Genomic DNA, 24688 nt, shown 5'->3' on the forward strand with positions numbered 1-24688 from the left:
TTTGGTCAAGTCCCGGAGGGTGTCGACGTCAAACGGTAGGTGAGGTCGTCGAGGCAGGCGGTGAGGTCGGCGATGGTGGACAGTTCGTAGTGGGTGCTGAGGACGGCACCTGTGGAGATGTGGGCGAGGTCGAGTTCGGCTTCGCCGCTGGTCCAGATGGTCAGTTGTGCCTCGCGGTGGGTGGTGGTGCAGACGATCCAGGCCGCTGACTTGTCGCGGGTGGGTCCGCGATGCAGTTCCCATTGCACGCCTGCGTTGTTCCATTGGTTGGCGCGGGCGTGCACGATGGCAGCGAAGTCGTCGAGGTCCAGGTCCTTCACGCCGCTGATGCTAGAGCCGGCAGCGGCCGGGGCTGGTAGGGGATTTTGTCGCGGAGCGCGCGCTCGTTGACGGTGAGATCCTCGGGATCCCACACGTCAAGTGTCTCGCCCTCATCGAATTCCACGATGAGCCGCTGCAGCAACTGGCGCAGGATCAGATACCCGAACGACAGGATCATGGTCTCAGCATGACCACGACAACCGGCGACGGCCCCGGACAAAACCGCGCGTCATAACCCGCGGCCGGGGTTTTCGAACGGTACAAGCTCCTTACATGACCGATCGGGTCGAGATGCTTACTTACGGGATGATCCACCGCGGAAACACGCCGCGATCGCCACGCCATGCCGTAAGCCGAAACCATCGTGCCCTCCTCCGAGCGGAAGCTGCCGAAGCAGGCTGAGAGGCGTCCGGCCATCCGGGATGCCGGGTCGGTGGACACCGCCGGGCGGGGCGGGACGTCGTCCGGGCTGCCGGTGGAGCGCGGCAGCCCGGACGCTTTTCGATCAGTCGTTACGGTTTGGCTGCCGGGGTCCCGGCAGTGGTGGTCAGGTCCTGGGTGGTCCAGGCCGCGCCGATACGAGGCAGGTAGGTCTCCTGGACATGACCGCCCGTGGCGTTGATGGTGAAGACGCTGGTGTAGCCGTCATGTGTCACCGTGGCCGGCCGACCCGCCATCAGCGGAGTGCCCGGGTTGGCGGTCAGGTCCTGTGCCACCCACGCGGTGCCGAGACCAGATAGGAAGGTCTCCTGCAGCCGGCCACCGGTCGTGGCGGCGAACACGCTGACGTAACCGTCATGCACGACCGCTGACGTTGCCGGCTTCACCGCGCTGCCCGGCAGCGACTGGGTCACCCATGGGGCGCCAATCCGAGCAAGGTAGGTCTCCTGCAGCTGCCCAGCCGCGGTGACGGTGAACACGCTGACATAGCCGTCATGCGTCACCACCGACGGTGCCTGCGCGACCGCCGCCGCGCCGAGGTCCTGCGACACCCAGGCAACGCCGATACTGGCCAGGAAGGTCTCCTGGACCCGGCCGCCGGTCGTCACCGCGAACACGCTGACATAACCGTCGTGCGTCACCACCGACGTGTACGGCGCTACCACCCCACCCGGCAACGGCTGGGTCACCCACGCCGCGCCCAGACGGGACAGGTACGTCTCCTGGATCTGCCCGGCCGAGGTGACCGTGAACACGCTGACGAAGCCGTCGTGGACACTGACCGACGGCGTCTGTCCCACCGCGACCGCACCCAAATCCTGCGTCACCCACGCACCACCGACACGAGCCAGGAACGTCTCCTGCAAATGCCCGTTCGAGGCATTGACCGTGAACACACTCGTGTACCCGTCATGCACCACCGCGATCGGCTGACCCGCTACCGACGGCGTACCCGCCTCCACCGACAGATCCTGCGTCACCCACTCACCACCAAGCCGCGCCAGGAACGACTCCTGCAAATGCCCGTCCGCCGCGTTCACCGTGAACACACTCGTATAACCCTCATGAACCACCGCCTGACCCGCCAGCACACCACCACTCGACTGCGAGGGCCATAACTTATCGACGATCGACTGCGCATCGTGGACCTCTCGCGCGTACGCGTCCGGGAACGCAGAGACTTGGACCCGTTGGCAAATGGCCCCGATGTCACCGGTCATCCAGCTATTGCTAGGAAACTTCCTCACCATAGCGTTCAGGAATGCGTTGGTGGCGTAGATCGGATCGATGAGCTGGGCCGGTGTTCCCCAATCCTGGGACGGGCGCTGCTGGAAAAGGCCGAGGCTGTCGTAGTCGACCGCCTGTGTGTAATTGTGCAAGGTGCTTTCGGTGATAGCTGTAGTTACAGCAATAACCGCCGCACGCTTGTCCATGCCGCGGCCGACGACGACCTCGGTGATCGTGCGCGCGCACGAAATGTTGTAAGCGTCGACCGCGCTTCGCAGCCGTGATCCATTCATGAATGGACGGACCTGATCCGCGATGGCAGTGTCTGCCGCCGTTGGGCCACCCGCGCGGCATGGCGCGTACGGGATAGCGGCGAACGCCTCCACCGGCACCGGCCGCGCCGGCGACGGCTCCTGCTTGGCGGCGGCGTCCGCCGGAACTGTCAGGAACATTGAGATGGTAATCATTGCGCTGGCCAACGTGAGGCTTCGAAGAAACTTAGTCATGGACGACTCCTACGGTGGAGAAACGACAGCGCGCGGGTGCGCCGTCGGTCCCCGAAGGGCGGGCTAAAGGGTGCGTTGAACAACGGGCCCCATCGTGGGGCACCTCGCCAGGCTTGATCCGGCGCCGGCAGTCAGTGGCCGCGCCGGGTCGGTGGACACCGCCGGGCGGGGCGGGACGTCGTCCGGGCTGCCGGTGGAGCGCGGCAGCCCGGACGCTTTTCGATCAGTCGTTACGGTTTGGCTGCCGGGGTCCCGGCAGTGGTGGTCAGGTCCTGGGTGGTCCAGGCCGCGCCGATACGAGGCAGGTAGGTCTCCTGGACATGACCGCCCGTGGCGTTGATGGTGAAGACGCTGGTGTAGCCGTCATGTGTCACCGTGGCCGGCCGACCCGCCATCAGCGGAGTGCCCGGGTTGGCGGTCAGGTCCTGTGCCACCCACGCGGTGCCGAGACCAGATAGGAAGGTCTCCTGCAGCCGGCCACCGGTCGTGGCGGCGAACACGCTGACGTAACCGTCATGCACGACCGCTGACGTTGCCGGCTTCACCGCGCTGCCCGGCAGCGACTGGGTCACCCATGGGGCGCCAATCCGAGCAAGGTAGGTCTCCTGCAGCTGCCCAGCCGCGGTGACGGTGAACACGCTGACATAGCCGTCATGCGTCACCACCGACGGTGCCTGCGCGACCGCCGCCGCGCCGAGGTCCTGCGACACCCAGGCAACGCCGATACTGGCCAGGAAGGTCTCCTGGACCCGGCCGCCGGTCGTCACCGCGAACACGCTGACATAACCGTCGTGCGTCACCACCGACGTGTACGGCGCTACCACCCCACCCGGCAACGGCTGGGTCACCCACGCCGCGCCCAGACGGGACAGGTACGTCTCCTGGATCTGCCCGGCCGAGGTGACCGTGAACACGCTGACGAAGCCGTCGTGGACACTGACCGACGGCGTCTGTCCCACCGCGACCGCACCCAAATCCTGCGTCACCCACGCACCACCGACACGAGCCAGGAACGTCTCCTGCAAATGCCCGTTCGAGGCATTGACCGTGAACACACTCGTGTACCCGTCATGCACCACCGCGATCGGCTGACCCGCTACCGACGGCGTACCCGCCTCCACCGACAGATCCTGCGTCACCCACTCACCACCAAGCCGCGCCAGGAACGACTCCTGCAAATGCCCGTCCGCCGCGTTCACCGTGAACACACTCGTATAACCCTCATGAACCACCGCCTGACCCGCCAGCACACCACCACTCGAGCCGCGGTTCAGCCACTGGTCGACCGTCTCGCCGCGTAGGACGCTGAGTAGAGCCTGCTTGTTGTCGTAGCTCTCGACCTTGTCTCGATCCTCACTTAGGTGAATATGCCATAGATGGGATGAGTCGGATGACGCTGCGCGATGGTAGCGGAAATCCCAGCCCTCGACGGTCGTGTCATTGTCGGTTTGGCCGAAGAACTCTTTCCACCCGTTCAGGCGCGGATCATTGGCGTTCTGCCCGGAAGCCAGCAGGCGGTTGGAGAACCGGGCAATGTTGCTGTAGTTCGATGCTGCTGCCGTAATTCCTGCCGGAAGCTTCTTGTCCGCGCTCGGATCGACCTGCAGGGAACTCAAGGCCAGGCTTTGAGCCTCCGGAAACGTCCAGTCATAGGCAGCGGCCTTGTCCGATGGGCCGCCCTTGTCCTCGGCGTCCCGGACGGAGTAGTTGTCTGAGCTGTTTGCCGCTCGGGTGTTGTGGTACCCGGGCTTGTCGGCGTAGATGCCGCCGTTCTGCGAGCCGGGCTGAAGCTTGAGCAGCTCCTCCATCAACCACCAAGAGGCCGAGGTGATTCGCGCCGGGTTCGGGTTTGCAGCTGCACTTGCAGGGGATGCAACGACAACACCTGCGAGAAGTGCCACCGAGGCAACGGTGGCAGCACAGAAAGAGCTCTTGGTTTTGCCGGACGTCAGGACCGATTTGAACGTTGCGCTTGGCGCTCTGAAAAGAAATCTGAGCACGTTGGACCGTCTCACTGCCTCTCCTTCGAATTCTAGCTCTGTCGCCCTGAACCGGGCCGTGGCCGCTATGCCCGAGGGCGGGTCAGCCCACGAAGCAGTCGCGACTCCACCCAGGACGAGAGCGGTGGCCCGGAGCCGACGATGAGGACTGGTAAAATCCATCGATTCTCCCTGATGTCGGACCGGCAATGCCGGTGACTGGGAGAAGAATCGCGGGACGTACATGAACGTTTCTTGATTCGGCCCTGACCGGCCGCCGGGCCGGTGGGCGCGCCGGGCGGGGTAATCGAGGCGTTGGCCGCTGGGGCGCCCAGGGCGAAATCGCCGCTAACTCAGTGGACCTGGTGCTCCTGGGTCGTCGGACCACTCCCGGTACGGAGCGTCGCGAGGCGCAGGTCCATGAGCTTGCGCCTGACGTCGGCGGCCTCGGCGTAGCCGAGGTCCACCAGGATCTTCAGAGCCTGCAACCATGCCACAGAGGCGGCCTCAAGGTCGTTGGTCGCACGCCGGACGTCGCCCAGATCGACGAGCACCCGCGCATTGTTGTACCGGTCGACGCCGCGTTGAAGCAGCGCCAAGGATTCCTCGTACGAGCGGCGTGCGTCGTCAAAGCGTCCGAGCTGGTGCTGGGCGTACCCGATGGTGTGCCAGGTGGCCGCCTGGCTGTTCGGATCTTCGACGGCGGAGGACAAGGACAACGCCCGCAAGCCGTGTTCGATAGCGGAATCCGGGCGGCCCATGAGGGTCAACGTCCACGCCATGCTGCCCCAAGCTGCCGCCTCACCCGACGTGTTGCCGGCCGCGCGGTACAGATCGGCGGCGAGACGGCCCTCGCGCAGGGCCGCGGGATAGGCTCCCTCGCGTGTCAGCACACTGGCAAGCGTGCCGTGGATGTTCGCCTCAGCGCTCCGGTCCTCCAGCTCAGCCTGGAGGCGGACGGCCCGCTCGAGGTTGATCCGCGCCTCGGCCGACTTTCCGATACGGCTCAGCCCCATCGCGGTACACAGTAAGACCAACGCTTCACCAGCGCGATCGCCGTGTCGTACTGCCGCATCGAGGGCGGCCTTCATCGCATCCTGATGGTCCTGCCAATAGCTCCCACGGATCAGGAACGTGGAGAGCGACCAGCCCAGCAACCAGACATGCCGGAACGCGCCGGACTCCGCCGCGCGTCGTAGCGTGCTCATCAGCACGCGATGTTCGGCCGCGAACCAGGCCATCGCGCCGGCATGATCGAGAATTTCCGCGACTTGGGTGCCGGGTGAAGGTTCGCCCAATGCTCGTGGCAGCTGGTAAGGGCTCATCGCTATTCGTGCCGCGCAGCTCGTGTGCAGGTAGTGGTCGAACAGTCGCCGCTCGGCCAGGTGCTGCTCGGCCGCGCTGTCCTCGGTGCCGGCCAGTTCGACCGCGTAGGCCTGGAGCAGGTCGTGCAGCTTGTAGCGCCCGGGCCGATGTTCCGAGAGCAACTGGGCGGTAGTCAGTTCGCGAATGAAAACTCGGACCGCCGGCACGGGGACTGCCAGCAAGCTTGCCATGGCGTTGGCGGTGATGTCTTCGCCGGGATGAACGCCCAGGAGCCGGAACAACCGCGCGGCCGGGGCGCTCAAGATCCGATAGGACCAGGACAGCACGCTACGCGCGTCGGTGGCCGGGTCGTCGCTGGCGAAGGCGTCGAGGGCGTTGCCGGTCTCACGCAGCTCGACGGCCATGACGGCCAACGGCACGTCCGGTCGCATCGCCATCCGGCTGCCCAGTACCGCCAAGGCCAAGGACAGTCCGGCACAGCGCGCGATCATCTCGGTCAGCAGTTGCGGTTCCTGGGCGCCCCGGGCGGCCCCGATCCGGTCCACGACCAGGCTGCGTGCCTCGCCATCGTCGAGCAGATCCAGGCATACCAACTGGGCACCGTATGTCACCACCAGCCCCGCCAACTGGTTACGGCTGGTGATCAGGGTGACGCAGGACGGCGCGCCCGGCAGCAACGGCCGGACCTGTTCGGCGTCGCGGGCATTATCCAGTACGACCAGAGTTCGCCGGCCGCTCATCAAGCTCCGGTACATTGCGGCGCGGTCGTCCAGCCCGGCGGGGATGCGTCCCGCCGGCGTGCCGAGAGCTTCCAGAAAGCCACGTAGAACCGTCGCGGGGTCGGCGATCGTGCTGTCCGCGCTGAACCCGTGCAGGTCGACGTATAGCTGGCCGTCCGGGAAGCGGTCGGCGTTCTGACGGGCCCAGTGCACGGCCAAGGTTGTTTTGCCGACGCCGGCGGTGCCGTGGATCGTGGCGATCATCGTGGTGGTGGGCTGGTTCTCCGCCTCCGCGAGCAGAGCCGCTAGACGGGACAGGTGTGACTCCCGTCCCACGAAGTGCGAAAGACCAGTCGGGATCTGGGCCACTGCCTCCGGCTTGGGGCCGGTCGACGGCAATTCACCGCGGAGGATCGCTTGATGTACTTGCTGGAGCTCCGGACCGGGCTCCATGCCGAGTTCCTCGGCGAAGACGCGCCGGATGGCCGTATAGCGGTCCAGTGCTGCCGAATCGCGTCCGGCGGCGTGCATCGCCCGCATCAGCAGTGCGAGAGTCGACTCGTTGAAGGGATGCTGCCGGCACAGATCCTCCAACGGTCCCACTGCCTCGGCCCCCTGGCCCAGGTCGATCGAGGTCCGTGCCCAGCCCGCCACCGCTTCGCACCGTTCCATCTGCCAGGCGTCGCGTGTCTGTGCCGCCCATTCGCCGGCCACTCCCGCAAGCGGCTCTCCGCGCCACAGGTCGATAGCTTCCCGCAACAGCCGCGCCCGGTCGGGTTGACTGGTGCGCGCCGCGGCCGCCTCGCCGACCCGCGAGCGGAACAGCAGTAGGTCGACATCTCGAGCGTCCAGGTCCAGCACGTAGCCGGCAGGCTGTTTGAGCAGTTGCGGCCGCCGGCCAGGCGAGCCGGTGGGCAGCCGGGCGAATACGCTACGGAGCCGGGTGACATAGGTGTGCACAACGTTGCGGACCTGGGCCGGACGTTTGTCGCCCCAGACACGGTCGGTCAGGACATCTGGGCTGATCGGTCGCCCGGCATCGACGAGGAGCGCGGCGAGAACCGCACGTTGCTTCATCGGGCCGATGTCAACCCGCTGGTCTGCCTCCCACAGTTCCACCGGCCCCAGCAGACGAAATTGCATGATCCCCCGATGCGCCTGCTCGTTGCTGGTCGCCCCCATCTTCGCAACACTGCCCGCCCGGCGCTGGGACAACGGCAGCGACAGGAAAGTATCAATGAGTTATGGCAATATCCAGGGCGCGATCCCAGGGCCGTCGCAAGGTCGAGATTTGACCGTTTTAGGTGAGTCCATGGAGTCGTAGGGATCATTACGGATCTTGGCCGTTTCGGCGTTAAGGCTGGTGCGATCGAGGTGACGCCGTCCAGGCGGAGAAGGCTGACCGCGGTGTTGCGCAGGGTGGCCAAGTCCGAGAAGAACGCCGGCAAGCTCCGCAAGGCACTCGATCCCTACCTGACTTTCGCCTCCAAGGTCGACCGTGCCGGCGCGAACGGGCGGATTGCCTGCCGCAGCGCGGCAGCACCGAGCCGGTCGAGCCCAGGGCCCCGGCAAAGTGTGCTCGGCACAGGGTGACTCGTTGGTCTTGCCGTCGACGTCGATGCTGGCCAGGACCACACTGGTGGCCTGGTCGCAGGCGGTCATCACGTGCCGGGCGGCGGTGTCGGCGCTGCGGGAGCCGCGCAGGGTCTTACCGTCGACGGCGATTCCCGCGGGGTCGTCGAGCCTGCGGCGGAGGCCCTGCCGGCGAGCCAGACGCCGACCGCGACGGACAGCAATACGTCGGTATCGATCTGCATCGTCGCCGGTCGGTGATCGTGCGAATGAACGAGGCCGGGAATCGCCTGGACACCGCGTCCGCACCATCAGCGAAGCGTTGACGGCCGGCTGTGGAGACAGCATCGACGTGCTCTGCCTGCGTCATGCAGCTCAGTATGGCGAGTCCGCTGGTACGCCCACGAGCGTGCGTCGGTCAGCACGAGTAGCCGTCGCGCCTTGTGACGCGCAACTTGCGGCAGATGAGTTATACGTTCAAGGCTGCTCGGGCAGGAACGGCGCGAAGTGCTCGGCCACTAGGTCGGCCACGGCTTCGGCGTCCCGTGATCCGTCGACCTCGATGACGCGGACCCCCAATCGGTGCGCGTTGCGGAACTCCTCGGCCGCGACCATGACCACCATCCGGCCGATAGAGCCGGCGACCGGCGCGACCAGTTCTGGGCGTAGCCCCCAGCCCTCAGCAAGGATGGGCCGAGGGGAGACGAGGGCACGCAGGTCGTCTTGCACCCACTGGAAACGGTCCGGGAAGTCGGCGATGACCTGATCGGCCATCTCCTCTGGCGTTGCTTGGATCCAGACTGCCTCCCAGTCCGGTCCGGTTGGGGACTCGCCGCAACGGACCCGCTGTGCTATCCGCCGATCATCATGGCCGCGAGCGTCGTGGTAGTCGTAGTGGTAATGGGTGAGGCCGTACCGTTCAGCGAGAATGCCAGCGACAGTGGATTTGCCGGCCCACTGGCCGCCGCCGATCCACAGGGCGGGCGCGTTGGAGCGTGGTGACGGGGTCCCATCTCATGTGTCACAGCGTGGAACCACCGCGCTACAAGATCAAGTCTTGTTCTTCGTGCGAGGACCTGATTATCTGAAGGCCGGGCGGCAGGTGATGCCAGGTGACGAGGGAGTCGACACCGCGACCTGCCGCATCAGCGACATCTGTGAGCGCTGAACCCTGGATGACCTCTCATCGGCAGATCCGCGCACACTGAGCGGCACATCAGGACGTCTGACCTGGGCGCCTTGAGTGACAACTGCGGCGACGTCAGGCGCATCCGAGGAGGTCCCACCGGTTGCCGGCGATGTCGAGGAAGACCGCGACCCGGCCATAGGGCTCGGCCCTAGGCTCCCGGACGAAGGTGACGCCGGCCTCGGCCATCCGTCGGTAAGTGGCGTCGAAGTCGTCGACTCGGAGGAAGAACCCGACTCGGCCGGCTACCTGGTTACCCGTTGCGGCACGTTGGTGGTCTCCGTCGGCGCGAGCGAGGAGAATCCCGGTCTGGGCACCCGGTGGCCGGACGACGACCCAACGCTTGGGCCGCCCGTCAGTGGTCAGCGATGGGGAATCCTCGACGAGATCGAAGCCGAGTACGTCGGTGAAGAACGCGATCGCGGGTTCGTACTCGTCAACGATCAGGGCAACCAGATCGATCTGCACCACGGCAGCGTACGCAGGGTCCATCGTGCTCGCCGCCCACCCCGAGCGCTGTCGTCGTCGGCACGATCCGGCGCGGCGACCTGGTTAGATTCATGCCGTGACGAAGGTCGACGAGTTGCTGGCGACCGCTGCGGCCGACCCGTACGCAGATGCTTGGGACTCGCTATACGAGAAGGCGTGCCACGAAGGTTTCTCCGATGCGGACGAAGCCTCCCTGATCCCGCGTTTGGCCGACCTCGCGGGCCGGTACGCACCGGCCGACCGCGACAACGTTCTGATGCTTGCCGGCAAGGTCGCAGCGGATCTTGATGAGGCTAACTTGCCGCGATACGCCGAAGTGTTCGCAACCATGCACCGGCTGACCAACGACTGGCTTGCCACACCGACCGACCGGCACTCGTTCGTCTTCCGTCTGCAGGCGGTGATGGCGCTGGAGGGTGACGAGCTCTGGGGGGCGGAGCTCGATCGGATCGTGCACGACGAGATCGAGGTCGAGTGCCCGCAGTGCGAGACGTCGCTGTTCGTGGCCTTCGGCGAGGATGGGTGTTTCGCCACCCACGAGGACTACGCCACGAAGCCGGACGTCGAGCAGACACCGCTACTGCCGACCGAACCGGACGAGTTGAACGGCGTCGGTCAACGGCTGCATCTGATGAGCGTGCAGGCCGGGCAGCAATCCGTCGCCATTGCCCTCACCTACCTGTTCGGCCGTGCCAACTGCACGCAGTGCAGCACGACGTTCCGAGTGTCCGAGCAGGTCTTCCGGTATTGACCTGGGTGAGCCGTGACCCTGGCGACGCGGGCCTGGCCGACGGCCCACCGAGGTACGCCTGCGCGATCCGACATACGACTTCGTCAGATCCGCGCACACTCAGCGGCAGATCGGATACCGTCAGTCGGACGTGAGGTTCCACTGCGCGGGCAGGGCGCTGCCGCACAGGGCGCACGTGAAGTCGTCGTCCCGCACGATGTTGCGCTCGCCACAGAGGGGAGCCATGACCACGCGGATCGCGGCAAGAGCGGGTGCTTCGAGTCGACTCGATCCCGGCCGTCTCGCGGCTGTCCCGGCAGCGTGGTGCGGCAGAATCGTGAGCCGTGCCGACCTACCCCGATCCTGTTGTTCTCTATCCGGAGGTTGCTGCCGAGGGCAGCCTTGCGGCGGCGTTGCGAGCCGTCGCCATCCGGCAAGGGCTGTCCATTCGCGTGCCGGTTACGGCGTCCAATTCGTTGCATGGCGCTGTCGTTCCGACCACCGTCCCGCACCGTGAGGAGTTGAAGGTGTCCGCCAGCTACGTTGAGCGGCGGTGGTCTATTCGCGGTTGCGAGCGCGACCAAGGTCTGGCCTTGATCGAAGGAGACACGGTGGATCTCGGTCAGGTGGCGCGAGCCGCGCAGGCCTGGCATGACGGAGCGCCCCTGACCGAGATCCCCCAGGCTGCGTCGTTCGTGAAACTGACTGGACGGTTCGAGGTGCCCGACCGCGATCCGGCAGGGCTGGTCGAATCGGAGTGGCGGCACCTGCGTACGGAGGCAGCGGAGGTGAACTGGCCCGAATACCACGCGCTCATCGAGGCCGCGTACACCGAGCCAAGGCTCCGGCAGCTCTACCCGTTCACCAGCCATTGGTCTCTGCGGTTCTCCACCAGCACCCGGCCCAGCCTCTCCCGCGATCTCCTGGTGTGCTTGCATGCCGGGTGAGGCAAGGACTACATCGTCACGATGGGCTACATGGGACAGGAACTCGGTGAGACCGCTACAGCGGAGGAGGCCGTGTCATTGGCCGCGCGCGACCTGCCCGCCGATCTCAGTCCGGTGAGGTACGGCGCAGCCGAACAGAGCTAGTACTTCTCCGCCAGGCCATCCGCTCGTCGGCAGATCCGGACGCCGAGCGGCGCGGCGCTCGGCGTCCGACCGATACGCGTCCTGAGCCACCCGTACCTGCGGGGGCGGCGAAAAGAAGCCTCGCCGCCCCCGCGTCCCGGGTCGGGTACGAGGGTCAGGCGACCGCGCAGGCGGTGCCGTTGAGCGTGAAGGCGGACGGTCGACCGGCGTCGCCGGTGTGGGTGGCCTGGAAGCCGATGTCGACCGACGTGTTCGGGGCGATGGTGCCGTTGTAGGAGACGTTGCCCGCGGTCACCGCCCCGCTCGACGGGGAGTAGCTGGCGTTCCAGCCGCTGGTGATGGTCTGGCCGCTGGGCAGCGTGAACGCCAGAGCCCAACCGTTGACCGCGCTGCTGCCGGTGTTGGTCACCGACACGGCAGCGGTGAGCCCGCTGTTCCAGGCGTTGACCGTGTACGTGACCCGGCATCCCCCGGACGGCGGCGGCGTCGTCGGCGGTGCGGTGGTCGGCGGTGCGGTGGTGGGCGGTGCCGTGGTGGGTGGCGCGGTGGTGGGCGGTGCCGTGGTCGGCGGTGCGGTGGTCGGCGGCGTGTCGCCCCCGATGCTGCCGGGCACCGTGCGCAGGGCGTCGTACCAGGCGACGGCCATCTTGCGGTAACCCGTGGCATTGGGGTGGACGCCGTCGGCCAGGTCGCTGAGCGTCAGCGCGCGGTACATGTCGACCAGGTGGACGCGCTTGCCGGCGGCGGCCCGGGTCTGCACGATCCCCGGGATCGCCGCGTTGTAGCCGCGGACCTGGGTGTCCGCGCCGGACTTCGGGATGATCGTCGCGACGAACACCTCCGCGTTCGGTGCGGTGTTGGTGATGCGATCGACCAGGGTGGCCAGGCGGGCCGGGGCGCCGGACGTGTCGCCGTACATGTCGTTGGTGCCGATGTGCAGCAGCACGGTCCGTGGGTTGGTGGCGCGCAGCCAGTTGACGATGTTGGCGTCGATCTGGGCGATGGTCCAGCCGGAGTGGCCCTCGTGGTCGTGGTCACCGAGGCTGGCCGGGCCGTTGAACCCGGAACCGACGAAGTCGATCCGGTATCCGCCGGAGACGAACCGCTGCCAGAGTTCGATGCGGTAGCCACCGGCGACGTTGAAGCCGTCGGTGATCGAGTCGCCGAGGGGCATGACGCGTACCCCACCGTTGGACTCGGCGCTCGCCGGCGCCGTCGCCACCGGGACGGCCGCGGTCATGGCCGCGACGGCGGCCAGGGCCGCCCACCACAGTCGGGCCCGGCGGGGCCTCGACGTCGTCACGGTGGTGGCGGGCGCTGGGGGGATGGGGTTGCCAAGGATCGGTCTGCTCATGGGGCTTCCTCAGGTGGTGGGGGCACGACAGCGGCGGCCCACCGACGAGGCGGAACCGCGCGGTACGCGAGAGTGAGCTGCGCGAGGACCAGGAACCCGGACGTCATCACCGCTGGTCGAACGCTCTGGTCATCGACGGTCGGAGACGACGGGATCGATGAGCCCTGGCCGAGATGTGCCCTGCACCCCGCCTGGACGCACCATAGCTTGTTACCGCTAACACGGGCAACGGATCGAACGTCGGCGATGTTCGGGAGTGAACGAAGCGGTCAGTCCTGGCCCGCTGCGCCCGCAAGTGTCGCGGCGAGCCAGCGGAGCTGCCGCCGGACGTGCACGGCCTCGCCGCCCTCATGGCCGTTGAACGGGTAGACGTGCATCTCCCGCTGCGGCGGGACGGCCCGTCCGGTCGCGGCGCCGTACTGGTTGTAGGCGGCGAAGCCCGTGCTCGGCGGGCAGACGTTGTCGCGCAGGCCGATGCCGAAATGCGCCGGCGCGGTCGCCCGCCGGACGAAGGTCACCCCGTCGACATAGGACAGCGTGCGCCGGACCGCCCCCTCGGCCTCCCGGTGCACCGCCAGGTACCGGCCGATCTCACCGTACGGCGAGACGTCGCTGAGCGTGATGGCGCGCTGGACGTCGCAGAGGAACGGGGCCGTCGCCAGCACCGCCGCGAGGTCGTCGACGAGGCCGGCCACCGCCAGGGCCAGGCCGCCGCCCTGGCTGTTGCCGACCACGGCGACCCGGCCCGCGTCGATTCCGGGCAGGGCGCGAACCGCCTCGACGGCGCGGACCGCGTCGGTGATCAGACGTCGGTAGTGGTAGTCGTGCGGGTCGAGGATTCCCCAGGTGGCCGGCCAGGGGCCACCGGGCTTGCCGTGCGGGTCGGCGGTGTCGCCGGCGCCGTGCTGCCCCGCCTGGCCCCGGTTGTCCATCAACAGGTGCGCGTACCCGGCGACCGGCCAGGTCAGTCGCTCGTGCGGCAGGCCGCGTCCGCGCCCGTAGCCGGCGTACTCCACCAGGGCGGGCAGCGGTCCGCGCACACCCGCCGGGCGGGTGTACCAGGCTCGCACCGGGTCACCGCCGAAGCCGGCGAACGTGATGTCCCAGGAGTCGAGCAGGCGCAGGTCGGTGGGTTCGGGACGGACGTCCACGAGCACCGCACGGGTGGCCGCCTCGGCGAGGGTGCCACGCCAGAACTGGTCGAAGTCCTCGGGCTCGGCGACGGTCGGCGCGTATCGCTCAAGCTCGTCGAGGGCGGGGTCGGAGTGTGGCAACGGTTCCTCGCAGGGTCAGAGCTGCCGGGCGGGGGGTGCGGTGCTCTCCCGGACGACCAACTCGGTCACCAGGTCGATCCGGCTGGTCGCCGGGCCGTTGCCGGCGACCAGGTCGAGCAGCATCTGGGTGGCGATGCCCGCCATGTCGCGCAGCGGCTGGTTGATGGTGGTGAGAGCCGGATCGGTCCAGGTGGCGACCGGCAGGTTGTCGTACCCGATGACGGAGAGGTCCTCGGGGACCCGCAGGCCGCACTGCCGGGCGGCCCGGAGCACCCCCATGGCCTGCGTGTCCGAGCCGGCGAAGATCGCCGTGGGCCGGTCCGGCCGGTTCAGCAGCTCGAGCCCGTGGGCGTGCCCGGCGCCGGCGGAGAAGCTGCCGTAGCGGACCAGCTCGCGGTCGACGGTCAACCCGATCTCCTCATGCGCGTGCTGGAAGCCCGCGGCTCGGGCCCGGCTGCACAGCACGTCGGGCGGCCCGGAGATGACGGCGTTTCGGCGGTGGCCCAGCTCCAGCAGGTGTCGAGCGGCGAGCAGGCCGCCGTTCCAGTTGTTCGACCCGACCGTGGGCACGGAGGCCGAGGTCGCGCTGTCGGTGTCGATCACGACGAACGGGACGCCCTGGCGTCGCAGCTGCTGTTGCTGCGTCTCGGTCAGGTGGCAGAGGACGAGCAGCACACCCAGCGGGCGTTGGCTGAGCAGCGTGTCGAGCCACCGTTGCGGTGGGCGGTGCGCACCGTCGAGTTGGGAGACCGCGAGGCCGATGCCGGCGATGCTGGTGACCGCCTCGGCGCCGCGCAGGACCTCCATCGCCCAGCCGGTGTCGAACTCGTGGAACACGAGATCGATCCGCCCCGTGCCGGACGATCGCCGAGCGCGGCGCTGGTACCGGTGACGGTCGAGACTCTCCTCGACCCGTGCCCTGGTGCCGGGGGCGACATCCTCGTGGCCGTTGAGGACCTTGGACACCGTGGCGACCGACACGCCGACGTCGTGGGCGATCGTCGCGATGGTGGTGGAGGCGGGTGGGTCGAGCGGGCGGTGCTCTGTCATCGCAGCCTCATGCAGCGTCGAAATTTTCGGAAGACCTTAACACGATCAGTCGGTCAGGACGGTCGATGTGGCCATGGCTCAGGCGCGGCCGCGGCGGTTCCCGGGCCCGGTCATGACCGAGCGCAATGGCCGCTGCCACGGACCGTTCGAAGGAGCCGTCCCGCGACCGATCGAGCCCCTTGACTACATCCGGGCGGTGGACTTAGGTTGCCGAAAAGGTAGCTCGGGTTTCCGGAAAGTTTCGGATCGCATACGTCCGCCACGGACCGGTCCCACGAGGGTGCGGGAACGTGGCCGGAGCTAAGGGGTCTCGGCATGAGAAGTCAGCTGCCCGCCGACGGCGAAACGACGTCCCGCGACGCCACACCGTGGCGCGACGCGCGGCTGTCACCGGCTGAACGGGCCGAGGCGCTGCTCCCGCTGATGTCGGTGCAGGAGAAGATCGCCCAGCTCGTCGGTGTCTGGGTCGGCGCCGACGCCTCCGGCGAGGGCGTCGCCCCGCACCAGTCCGACATGGTCGCCGAGACGCCGGCCTGGGACAGCGTCATCTCCCACGGGCTGGGCCAGCTCACCCGGCCGTTCGGCACCGCGCCGGTCGACCCGGTGCTCGGCGCCCGGTCGCTGGCGGCCTCCCAGGCGCAGATCGTCGCCGCCAGCCGGTTCGGCATTCCCGCCCAGGTGCACGAGGAGTGCCTCACCGGGTTCGCGGCCTGGCGGGCCACCGTCTACCCGACCCCGCTGGCCTGGGGCGCGTCGTTCGACCCCGACCTGGTCCAGGAGATGGCCGGCCGGATCGGCCGGTCGATGCGCGCCGCGGGCGTACACCAGGGGCTCGCGCCCGTCGTCGACGTCACCCGCGACTACCGCTGGGGCCGCACCGAGGAGACGATCGGGGAGGACCCGTACCTGGTGGGGACGACCGGCGCGGCGTACGTGCGGGGCCTGGAGAACGCCGGCGTGGTGGCCACCCTCAAGCACTTCGCCGGCTACTCGGCCTCCCGGGGTGGCCGCAACCTCGCCCCGGTGTCGATGGGGCGCCGCGAGCTGGCCGACGTCATCCTGCCGCCGTTCGAGATGGCCATGCGCCTCGGCGGCGCGCGGTCGGTGATGAACTCCTACGCCGAGATCGACGGCATGCCGGCCGCCGCCGACGAGCACCTGCTGACCGGGCTGCTGCGCGATGAATGGGGTTTCACCGGCACCGTGGTCGCCGACTACTTCGCCGTACGGTTCCTGCAGACTCTGCACGGTGTCGCCGAGGGCGCCGCCGACGCCGCCCACCTGGCCCTGCGCGCCGGGATCGACGTGGAACTGCCCACCGTGGACGCCTTCGGCGACGCGCTGGTGGAGGCGGTCCGCGCCGGCCAGATCGACGAGGCGCTGATCGACCGGGCGTTGCGTCGGGTGCTGATCCAGAAGATCGAGCTCGGCCTGCTCGACGAGGACTGGCACGAGGTGCCCGACGGCGTCGCGGAGCTGCGCCTCGACGACGAGGCCAGCCGGGACGTCGCCGTACGCCTGGCCCGCGAGTCCGTCGTCCTGCTGCGCAACGACGGGGTCCTGCCGCTGCCCGTCGCGAGCCGCGTCGCCCTGGTGGGTCCGGTCGCCGACGACCCGATGGCCATGCTCGGCTGCTACTCCTTCCCGAACCACGTCGGCGTCAACCACAGCGACCACGGCCTCGGCCTGGACATCGCCTCGCTGCGCGAGGAACTGGCCCGCCGCGTCCCCCTGCTCACCCACGAGCCGGGCTGCGCCATCACCGGTGAGGACACCTCGGGCATCCCGGCCGCGGTCGCCGCGGCCACCGCCGCCGACGTGTGTGTGCTCGCCGTCGGCGACCGGGCGGGAATGTTCGGCCGGGGCACCTCCGGCGAGGGTTGCGACGCCGCCGACCTGCGGCTGCCCGGGGTGCAGGCCGACCTCGTCCGGGCCGTCCTCGCCACCGGCACCCCGGTCGTGCTGGTGCTGATGACCGGCCGGCCGTACGCGCTCGGCCCGGAGTTCGATGCCGCGGCGGCCGTCGTGCAGGCGTTCTTCCCTGGCCAGCTCGGCGGGCAGGCGCTCGCCGAGGTGCTCATCGGCGCGGTGAACCCGTCCGGGCGGCTGCCGGTCAGCGTCCCCCGCGACGCCGGCGGACTGCCGGGCACCTACCTGTCGCCGCCGCTCGGGCACCGCAACCAGGTGTCCTCGATCGACACGACCCCGGCGTACCCGTTCGGCCACGGCCTGAGCTACACCAGCTTCGAGTGGTCCGACGCCACGGTCGTGCCGTCGGCGGATGGGGATCGGGACGAGACGACGGACTGGCCGGTCGACGGCGAGGTGCGGGTGCGGATCACCGTCCGCAACACGGGTGACCGGGCCGGCACCGAGGTGGTGCAGCTCTACCTGCACGACCCGGTGGCGCAGACCACCCGCCCGGTGATCCGGCTCGTCGGCTACACCCGGGTGCCGCTGGAGCCCGGGGCGGAGGCGCACGTGACGTTCGGCGTACCGGCCGACATCGCGTCGTTCACCGGCCGGTCCGGTCGGCGCATCGTCGAGCCCGGCGCGGTGGAGCTGCGGTTCGGGCGGTCGAGCGGCGAGATGGCGGCGGCCGTGGCGCTGCGGCTGACCGGGGCCGAGCGCGAGGTGGGCCACCAGCGGGAACTACTCACGTCGGTGCGGATCGAGCCCCTGGTGGCCGTACCGCACTCCGCATAGGAGGCGAGGATGACGTCCGGAACGTTACGGCCACCGCCGCCGGCGCCACCCGGCGCTCCGGCGGAGGCCGCCGTCGGGCCGCCGCGCGCACCGCGCCGGCGCCGCACCTGGCGGCAGGCGCTGCGCCGGGACTGGCAGCTCTACTCGCTCGCCGTTCTGCCTCTGCTGTTCTTCCTGGTCTTCCGGTACCTCCCGATGATCGGCAACGTCATCGCGTTCCGACGGTTCAAGCCCGGCGGCAGCATCTTCGGTGAGTACTGGGTGGGGCTGCGGTACTTCCGGATGTTCCTCACCGACCCGACGTTCTGGGACGTCTTCACCAACACGCTGGTGCTCGGGACGCTGACCCTGCTGTTCTGCTTCCCGCTGCCGATCGTCCTGGCGCTGCTGCTCAACGAGGTGCGCGCCCGCCGCCTGCGGCGCTTCGTCCAGTCCGTGTCCTACCTGCCGCACTTCCTGTCGATCGTGATCGTGGCGGCCATGGTCATGCAGCTGACCTCGGTCGACGGCACCATCAACCAGATCGTGCAGGCCACCGGCGGCGACGCGGTGCCGTTCCTGCAACGAGCCGAGTGGTTCCGGACCATCTACGTGTCGTCGGAGGTCTGGCAGACGGTTGGCTGGGGCACCATTCTCTACCTCGCCGCGCTCACCACCGTCGACGACGACCTGTACGAGGCGGCCCGGATCGACGGCGCCAACCGGTGGCGGCAGACCTGGCACGTGACGCTGCCGGGCATCCGCCCCACCATGGTGACGTTGCTGATCCTCAACATCGGCAGCTTCATGGCGGTCGGGTTCGAGAAGATCCTGCTGCTCTACAACCCGCTGACCTATCCGACCGCCGACGTGCTCTCCACGTACCTGTTCCGGATGGGCTTCGGGTCCAGCAACTTCAGCTACGCCGCCGCCATCGGGTTGTTCGAGGCGGTCATCGGGCTCACGCTGGTCCTGACGGCGAATCTGATCGCCCGCCGTACCGTCGGGACGAGCCTGTGGTGACCGTCGACGCCACCGACACGGCCAGCGCCAGCGACCTGCCCGCCCGCGCCCGGCCGCGCGGAATCCGCCCGAGCCGGGGCTACCGCGTGTTCCAGGCGTGCAACGCGGTAGTGCTCACCATCGTCGTGGTGGCGACGCTGTTCCCGTTCGTCAACGTCGTGGCCCGCTCGCTCAGTGACGAGCGGTACCTCATCGCCGGCAAGGTCAACCTCGTGCCGCGCGGGTTCAACCTGGACACCTACCGGCTGGTGCTGAACGACTCGCTGTTCTGGACGAACTACCGCAATACCGTCTTCTACACGGTCGTCGCCACGGCCATCTCGATCGTGCTGACCACCTGTTACGCCTACGTGCTGTCCAAGAAGCACCTGCGGGGCCGTACCGCTCTGATCGGTATCGCGGTGTTCACCATGTTCTTCACCGGCGGCCTGATCCCCAACTACGTGCTGGTCACCAGCCTGGGCATGAAGAACTCCGTCTGGGCCATCGCGGTGCCCAACGCGATCAACGTGTTCAACCTGCTGGTGATGAAGGCGTTCTTCGAAAGTCTGCCCACCGACCTGGAAGAGGCCGCTGCCGTCGACGGCCTCAACACGTACGGCATCCTGCTGCGCATCGTGCTGCCGCTGTCGAAGGCGATCGTCGCCACGATGGTGCTGTTCTACGCCGTGGCCTTCTGGAACTCCTGGTTCGCCGCCTTCCTCTACATGGACCAGCAGGAGCTGTGGCCGGTGACCGTCTATCTGCGCAACCTGATCGCGGGGGCCACCGGCGCGGAGAACGTCGGCGTCATCTCCGAGGCCGACGAGGTGCAGGCCGACGCGACGCTCAAGGCCGTGACGATCGTGCTCACCACCCTGCCCATCCTCGTGGTCTACCCCTTCGTCCAGCGGTACTTCGTCCGCGGCGTGATGCTCGGCGCCGTCAAGGGCTGACCGGCACGTCCACCATTCCCCACCACCGAACCCGAAAGGACCGCCATGCTCCACCGATCGTGGCGCCGCGCCGCGACAGCGGCGGTAGCCGCTCTGCTCGCGGCCACCAGTATCGCCGCCTGTAGCGAGGATCCGTCCGACGCCAAGGACCTGTCGGAGAACCGGGCCGGTGCGATGGCCGACTACGGCATCGGCAAGCAGTTCAAGGCGAGCGAGCCGGTCTCCTTCTCCATCCTCTACAACAACCATCCGAACTATCCCCTGCGCGAGGACTGGCTCTTCTGGAATGAGCTGAAGTCGCGGGCCAACGTCACGCTCTCGCCGGTCGCCGTGCCGTTGAGCGACTACGAACAGAAGCGCAGCCTGCTGATCGGCGCGGGTGACGCTCCGATGATCATCCCGAAGACGTACCCCGGCCAGGAGGACGCCTACGTCTCCTCCGGGGCGGTCCTGCCGGTCAGCGACTACCTGGACCTGATGCCCAACCTGCAGGACAAGATCTCGCGGTGGAACCTCAAGCCCGAGCTCGACACGCGGCGCCAGGAGGACGGCAAGTTCTACCTGCTGCCGGGGTTGCATGAGAAGCCCTGGCAGGACTACTCGCTGGCGATCCGGACCGACATCCTCGACGAGTTGCACCTGACGGCCCCGAAGACCTGGGACGAGCTGTACACGGTGCTCAAGGCCATGAAGGCCAAATACCCGAGCGTGTATCCGTTCTCCGACCGGTGGAGCAAGCCCAACCCGGCCGGCAACCTGCTCAACATCCTGGCCGTGTCGTACGGACTGCAGGGCGCGGGCTGGAACTTCCAGCACACCTCCTGGGACGCGAACGCCAAGAAGTTCGTCTACACCGGCGCCACGGAGCAGTACAAGCAGATGCTCCAGTACCTCAACAAGCTGGTGTCGGAGAAGCTGCTCGACCCGGAGAGCTTCACTCAGACCGACGAACAGGCCCGGCAGAAGCTCGCCAACGGCAAGTCCTTCGTGATCAGCGCCAACGCGCAGGCAGTCGTGAACGACTACCGACCCGACCTCGCCAAGACCAACCCCAAGGCGACGATCGCCAAGATCCCGCTGCCGATCGGGCCGGCCGGTGCGGTCAACCCCGCCAGCCGCCTGGAGAACGGCGTGATGATCTCCTCGAAGGCCCGCGACAGCAAGAACTTCGTGGCGATGATGCAGTTCATCGACTGGCTCTGGTATTCCGACGCCGGCCAGGAGTTCGCCAAGTGGGGCGTCGAGGGCACGACGTTCGTCCGGGACGCCGCCGGTAAGCCCAAACTGGCACCCGACGTCAACGTCATCGGCCTGAACCCGAAGGCGTCCAAGCATCTGCAGAAGGACTTCGGCTTCTACAACGGCGTGTTCGCCTACGGCGGCAAGCCGGAACTGGTGCAGGGCTTCTTCTCCCCGGAGGAGCAGGAGTTCCAGAAGGTGCTCAACGCCCGTCCGCCGGTCGCGGTGCCCCCGCCGCACCCCCTGACCGACGAGGAACGGGAGCAGGCGTCCCTGTGGGAGACGCCGCTGAAGGACGCCGTCTACCAGGCGACCCTGCAGTTCGCACTCGGCCAGCGCGACTTCTCCCAGTGGGACGCGTACCTGGCCGAGTTGAAGGGCAAGAACATGGACACCTACCTGGCCATGATCAACAAGGCGTACGACAGGTACCAGAAGGACCACGGCTGACCGTCGGCCGGTCCGGTGGTGCCCGTCACGACCGGACCGGCCGAGCACCGTCAGCCGCGCACCGCACCGAAGAGGACGAGATGACGCGCATGACCGTGTCGGCGGATCCGCAGGGCCGACTGTCCGATGCCTGGCGCTTCGCCGTCGGCACCGGCCGCGCGTACCTCGACCTCGGCGCCGCGCCGGGAGAGCACCGATGAGCACCGCGCACGCTGGGCGGCAGTTCGGCGACGGGCCCCTGTCCCGGTTCGCGTCCCGCGTCTACACGCTGCTCGTGGTCGAGGTGCTGCTCCTGGTCGCCACGCTGCCCGGCCTGCTCCCGCTGCTGCTGCTCGGCCGCGACCCCAGCAACCTGCCGCTGGTCGCGCTCCTGCTGCTGCCGGTCGGTCCGGCGGTCTGCGCCGCCCTGTACGCGCTGCGCCACCAGCGGCCCGACCTGACGGACCTGCGGCCCGCCGCCCTGTTCTGGCGGGGCTACCGGATCAACGTCGGGGGCGCGCTGCGAATCTGGGCGCCGACGTTGCTGTGGCTGACCGTGCTCGCGCTGAACCTCGCCTACTCCGGTGCGGTCGGCCTCGGAAGGTGGTGGGTGGTGCCGCTGGTCCTGATCGCGGTCGGGGTGACCCTCTGCGCCGCCAACGCGCTGGTGATCACCTCGCTGTTCGAGTTCCGCACCCGCGACGTCCTGCGCCTGGCCGTGCACTTCCTCGTCCGTACCCCCGGGGTCACCGTCGGCAACGCCCTGCTGCTCGCCGCGGCGGCCGGGGTCACCGCGGTCTTCTCCGAGGCGGTCCTGGCGCTGCTCGCCTCGGTCGTGGTCCTGGCGGTCCTGCGCGTCGGCGACCCGATGATCCACCTGATCCGGAAGGAGTTCACCGCATGAGCCTGTCCGCGACCGACGAGGCGCGCTTCGGCCGGGAGGACGCGTGAACGCGCACGAGTCGATGGACCTGGAGGAGCCGGTGTTCGTGGCAGAACCGCCCGACATCGAGCAGCCGCGCGTACACCCCGCCTGGCTTCCACCGGAGGCGTTCCGGGCGCTCGGCGCGCGTCGCGTCCTCGTGCACGGCGACGGGCTGCTCGTCGACACCGTCCTCGACGAGGTGACCCGCGCCTGCAGGCGCTACGGCGGGCGGGTCTGGCATTCCCCCTCCTGGGACGTCGACGCCGACCTGGTGTTCACCCTGCGCGACGCCGACGAGCTGCCCAGCTCCACGGTCGAGGCGGCGCGGTCGGCGGGGGAGGCGGCGCTCGTCGACCTGGGCGACGGTGCGACGCTCGGCGACGAGGGGTTCCTGCTGGCCCGCGCCAGCGAGACGACGGTGGTGCTGGCCGACGCGCCCGCCGGCCTGCTGTACGGGCTGTTCCACGTCGTACGGCTCTGCGCGGCGGCGTTCGACCCGGCCCGTCCACCCGAGCTGCACCGGCCCACGCTGCGCCGACGGATGCTGAACCACTGGGACAACGTGGCCGTGCACCCGGTGATGGGTCAGGTCGAACGGGGGTACGCGGGCGGCTCGATCTTCTGGGCCGGTGGCCGTCCGCGCGGGGACCTGGCGCGGATCCGGGAGTACGGGCGGCTGCTGGCCGCCAGCGGGATCAACGCGATCTCGGTGAACAACGTCAACGTGGGTCGCGCCGAGGCGCTGCTGCTCACCGACCGGCTCGGCGACGTGGCGGAGATCGCGGACGTGCTGCGCCCGTACGGCATCCGGGTGCACCTGTCGGTCACCTTCGCCGCGCCGATGATCCTCGGTGGACTGTCCACCGCCGACCCCTTCGATGACGAGGTACGCGCCTGGTGGGCCGCCACCACCCGGCGGGTGTACGAGCGCATCGACGACTTCGGCGGCTACGTGGTGAAGGCCGACTCCGAGGGGCAACCCGGCCCGTTCACCTACGGGCGCGACCACGCCGACGGGGCGAACCTGCTCGCCGAGGCCCTCGCCCCGTACGGGGGAGTGGTGCACTGGCGGGCGTTCGTCTACAACCACCACCAGGACTGGCGGGATCGCTCCACCGACCGGGCGCGGGCCGCGTACGACCACTTCGCCGCGCTCGACGGGCGGTTCCGCACCAACGTGGTCCTCCAGGTGAAGTTCGGCCCGGTGGACTTCCAGACGCGGGAGCCGGTCTCGCCGGTGCTGGCCGCCATGCCGGCCACCCGGATCGCCGTGGAGCTGCAGGTCACCCAGGAGTACACGGGTCAGCAGCGGCACGTCTGCCACCTCGGGCCGTGCTGGGGTGAGGTGCTGCGCTTCGCGCCCTGGGGCCCCGGCGGTCGGACGATCGCCGACGTGGTCACCGGGGAGGCCGGCAAGGGGGGTGGCCTGGTCGCCGTCGCCAACACCGGCGACGACCCCTTCTGGACGGGGCACCCGTTGGCACAGGCCAACCTCTACACGTTCGGCCGGCTCGCCTGGGATCCGCGCCTCGATCCGACGGCGGTCCTCGACGAGTGGATGACGTTGACGTTCCCGCCGTCGGCGACCGCCGAGCCGGAGCTGGTGCGGCGGACGCTGCACGAGATCATGGACGACTCCTGGCGGACGTACGAGCGGTACACCGCCCCGCTGGGCGTCGGCTTCATGGTCCATCCCGGCGACCACTACGGCCCCGACGTCGACGGGTACGAGTACTCGCGGTGGGGCACCTACCACTTCGCCGACCGCGACGGCGTCGGCGTGGACCGCAGTCGCGCCTCGGGCACCGGCTTCGCCGGCCAGTACCCGCCCTACTGGGCCGAGGTGTACGAGTCGCCCCGGACGTGCCCGGACGAACTGCTGCTCTTCTTCCACCACGTCCCGTACACGCACGTCCTGCACAGCGGGTCCACCGTCATCCAGCACATCTACGACACCCACTTCGCGGGCGTCGAGGAGGTGGCGGTGATGCGGCGGCGGTGGCGGACCCTGAACGGAATGATCGATCCGGCCGTGTACGAACGGGTGGCCGAGCGCCTCGACGAGCAGGTGCGCTGCGCCGCCGAGTGGCGGGACCAGATCAACACGTACTTCTTCCGCAAGTCCGGGGTGCCCGACGCGCGGGGGCGGCGCATCCACTGATCCGGCCGGCCCGATCGGGCCGGCCG

16 protein-coding genes and 2 pseudogenes are annotated in these 24688 nt (G+C 68.6%); 8 read left to right on the top strand and 10 right to left on the bottom strand.

Annotated features, from left to right (window positions below; all coding sequences use genetic code 11):
* Positions 1-5: 5 nt before the first annotated feature.
* The 7 genes and pseudogenes from ACGGAQ_RS22655 to ACGGAQ_RS22685 all read right to left on the bottom strand — a co-directional run bounded on the left by ACGGAQ_RS22655 (position 6) and on the right by ACGGAQ_RS22685 (position 9769).
* Entirely contained in the window at positions 6-320 is a 315-nt protein-coding gene (locus ACGGAQ_RS22655; protein WP_393052240.1) for a hypothetical protein, read from the bottom strand.
* The gene (locus tag ACGGAQ_RS22660) at positions 317-499 is read right to left on the bottom strand and encodes a hypothetical protein (protein ID WP_393052241.1); all 183 of its coding nucleotides are present in this window, start codon (positions 497-499) and stop codon (positions 317-319) included. The genes ACGGAQ_RS22655 and ACGGAQ_RS22660 overlap by 4 nt, the downstream gene beginning before the upstream one ends.
* 334 nt (positions 500-833) lie before the next feature.
* Entirely contained in the window at positions 834-2495 is a 1662-nt protein-coding gene (locus tag ACGGAQ_RS22665) for a hypothetical protein (RefSeq protein ID WP_393052243.1), read from the bottom strand.
* Between the two features lie 1274 nt (positions 2496-3769).
* Positions 3770-4447 (bottom strand): annotated as a pseudogene (locus ACGGAQ_RS22670) (hypothetical protein); the annotation flags it as partial.
* Between the two features lie 380 nt (positions 4448-4827).
* Positions 4828-7701, bottom strand: coding sequence for a BTAD domain-containing putative transcriptional regulator (locus tag ACGGAQ_RS22675; protein WP_393052244.1), 2874 nt, complete (start codon positions 7699-7701; stop codon positions 4828-4830).
* 867 nt (positions 7702-8568) lie between these two features.
* Positions 8569-8865, bottom strand: a complete 297-nt coding sequence (locus ACGGAQ_RS22680) for a hypothetical protein (protein WP_393052246.1) — start codon at positions 8863-8865, stop codon at positions 8569-8571.
* A gap of 487 nt (positions 8866-9352) precedes the next feature.
* Complete coding sequence (locus ACGGAQ_RS22685) at positions 9353-9769, bottom strand: VOC family protein (RefSeq protein ID WP_393052247.1); 417 nt, start codon at positions 9767-9769, stop codon at positions 9353-9355.
* A gap of 73 nt (positions 9770-9842) precedes the next feature.
* Between ACGGAQ_RS22685 and ACGGAQ_RS22690 the strand changes: the two genes are divergently transcribed.
* Both ACGGAQ_RS22690 and ACGGAQ_RS22695 read left to right on the top strand, forming a co-directional pair.
* A complete protein-coding gene (locus ACGGAQ_RS22690; RefSeq protein ID WP_393052249.1) occupies positions 9843-10517 on the top strand; it encodes a hypothetical protein in 675 nt (224 codons plus the stop codon).
* A 506-nt stretch (positions 10518-11023) separates the two neighbouring features.
* A pseudogene (locus tag ACGGAQ_RS22695) lies at positions 11024-11587 on the top strand (DUF6193 family natural product biosynthesis protein).
* A 154-nt stretch (positions 11588-11741) separates the two neighbouring features.
* On the opposite strand, the gene ACGGAQ_RS22700 reads toward ACGGAQ_RS22695, so the two are convergent.
* The 3 genes from ACGGAQ_RS22700 to ACGGAQ_RS22710 all read right to left on the bottom strand — a co-directional run bounded on the left by ACGGAQ_RS22700 (position 11742) and on the right by ACGGAQ_RS22710 (position 15265).
* Entirely contained in the window at positions 11742-12941 is a 1200-nt protein-coding gene (locus tag ACGGAQ_RS22700) for a cellulose binding domain-containing protein (protein WP_393052250.1), read from the bottom strand.
* Positions 12942-13210: 269 nt separating this feature from the next.
* The gene (locus ACGGAQ_RS22705) at positions 13211-14215 is read right to left on the bottom strand and encodes an acetylxylan esterase (protein WP_393052252.1); all 1005 of its coding nucleotides are present in this window, start codon (positions 14213-14215) and stop codon (positions 13211-13213) included.
* Between the two features lie 15 nt (positions 14216-14230).
* A complete protein-coding gene (locus ACGGAQ_RS22710; RefSeq protein WP_393052254.1) occupies positions 14231-15265 on the bottom strand; it encodes a LacI family DNA-binding transcriptional regulator in 1035 nt (344 codons plus the stop codon).
* Positions 15266-15580: 315 nt separating this feature from the next.
* Here ACGGAQ_RS22710 and ACGGAQ_RS22715 point away from each other — a divergent pair, with 315 nt between their 5' ends.
* The 6 genes from ACGGAQ_RS22715 to ACGGAQ_RS22740 all read left to right on the top strand — a co-directional run bounded on the left by ACGGAQ_RS22715 (position 15581) and on the right by ACGGAQ_RS22740 (position 24662).
* Positions 15581-17971: a glycoside hydrolase family 3 N-terminal domain-containing protein gene (locus tag ACGGAQ_RS22715; protein ID WP_393052256.1), complete on the top strand. Its 2391-nt coding sequence runs from the start codon at positions 15581-15583 to the stop codon at positions 17969-17971.
* A gap of 9 nt (positions 17972-17980) precedes the next feature.
* Positions 17981-18973 carry an ABC transporter permease gene (locus ACGGAQ_RS22720; RefSeq protein WP_393052258.1) on the top strand — a complete coding sequence of 331 codons (993 nt, stop codon included), beginning with the start codon at positions 17981-17983 and terminating at the stop codon, positions 18971-18973.
* Positions 18970-19908 (top strand): carbohydrate ABC transporter permease, encoded by a 939-nt coding sequence (locus tag ACGGAQ_RS22725; protein WP_393052259.1) that lies wholly within the window; start codon positions 18970-18972, stop codon positions 19906-19908. Before ACGGAQ_RS22720 ends, ACGGAQ_RS22725 begins: the two co-directional genes overlap by 4 nt.
* Positions 19909-19953: 45 nt before the next feature.
* Complete coding sequence (locus ACGGAQ_RS22730; protein WP_393052261.1) at positions 19954-21597, top strand: extracellular solute-binding protein; 1644 nt, start codon at positions 19954-19956, stop codon at positions 21595-21597.
* Between the two features lie 196 nt (positions 21598-21793).
* Positions 21794-22480, top strand: coding sequence for a hypothetical protein (locus ACGGAQ_RS22735; RefSeq protein ID WP_393052263.1), 687 nt, complete (start codon positions 21794-21796; stop codon positions 22478-22480).
* Between the two features lie 43 nt (positions 22481-22523).
* A complete protein-coding gene (locus ACGGAQ_RS22740) occupies positions 22524-24662 on the top strand; it encodes an alpha-glucuronidase (protein WP_393052265.1) in 2139 nt (712 codons plus the stop codon).
* Positions 24663-24688: the final 26 nt, after the last annotated feature.

This window comes from Micromonospora sp. NPDC047557 (genome assembly GCF_043205095.1).
Classification (GTDB): domain Bacteria; phylum Actinomycetota; class Actinomycetes; order Mycobacteriales; family Micromonosporaceae; genus Micromonospora.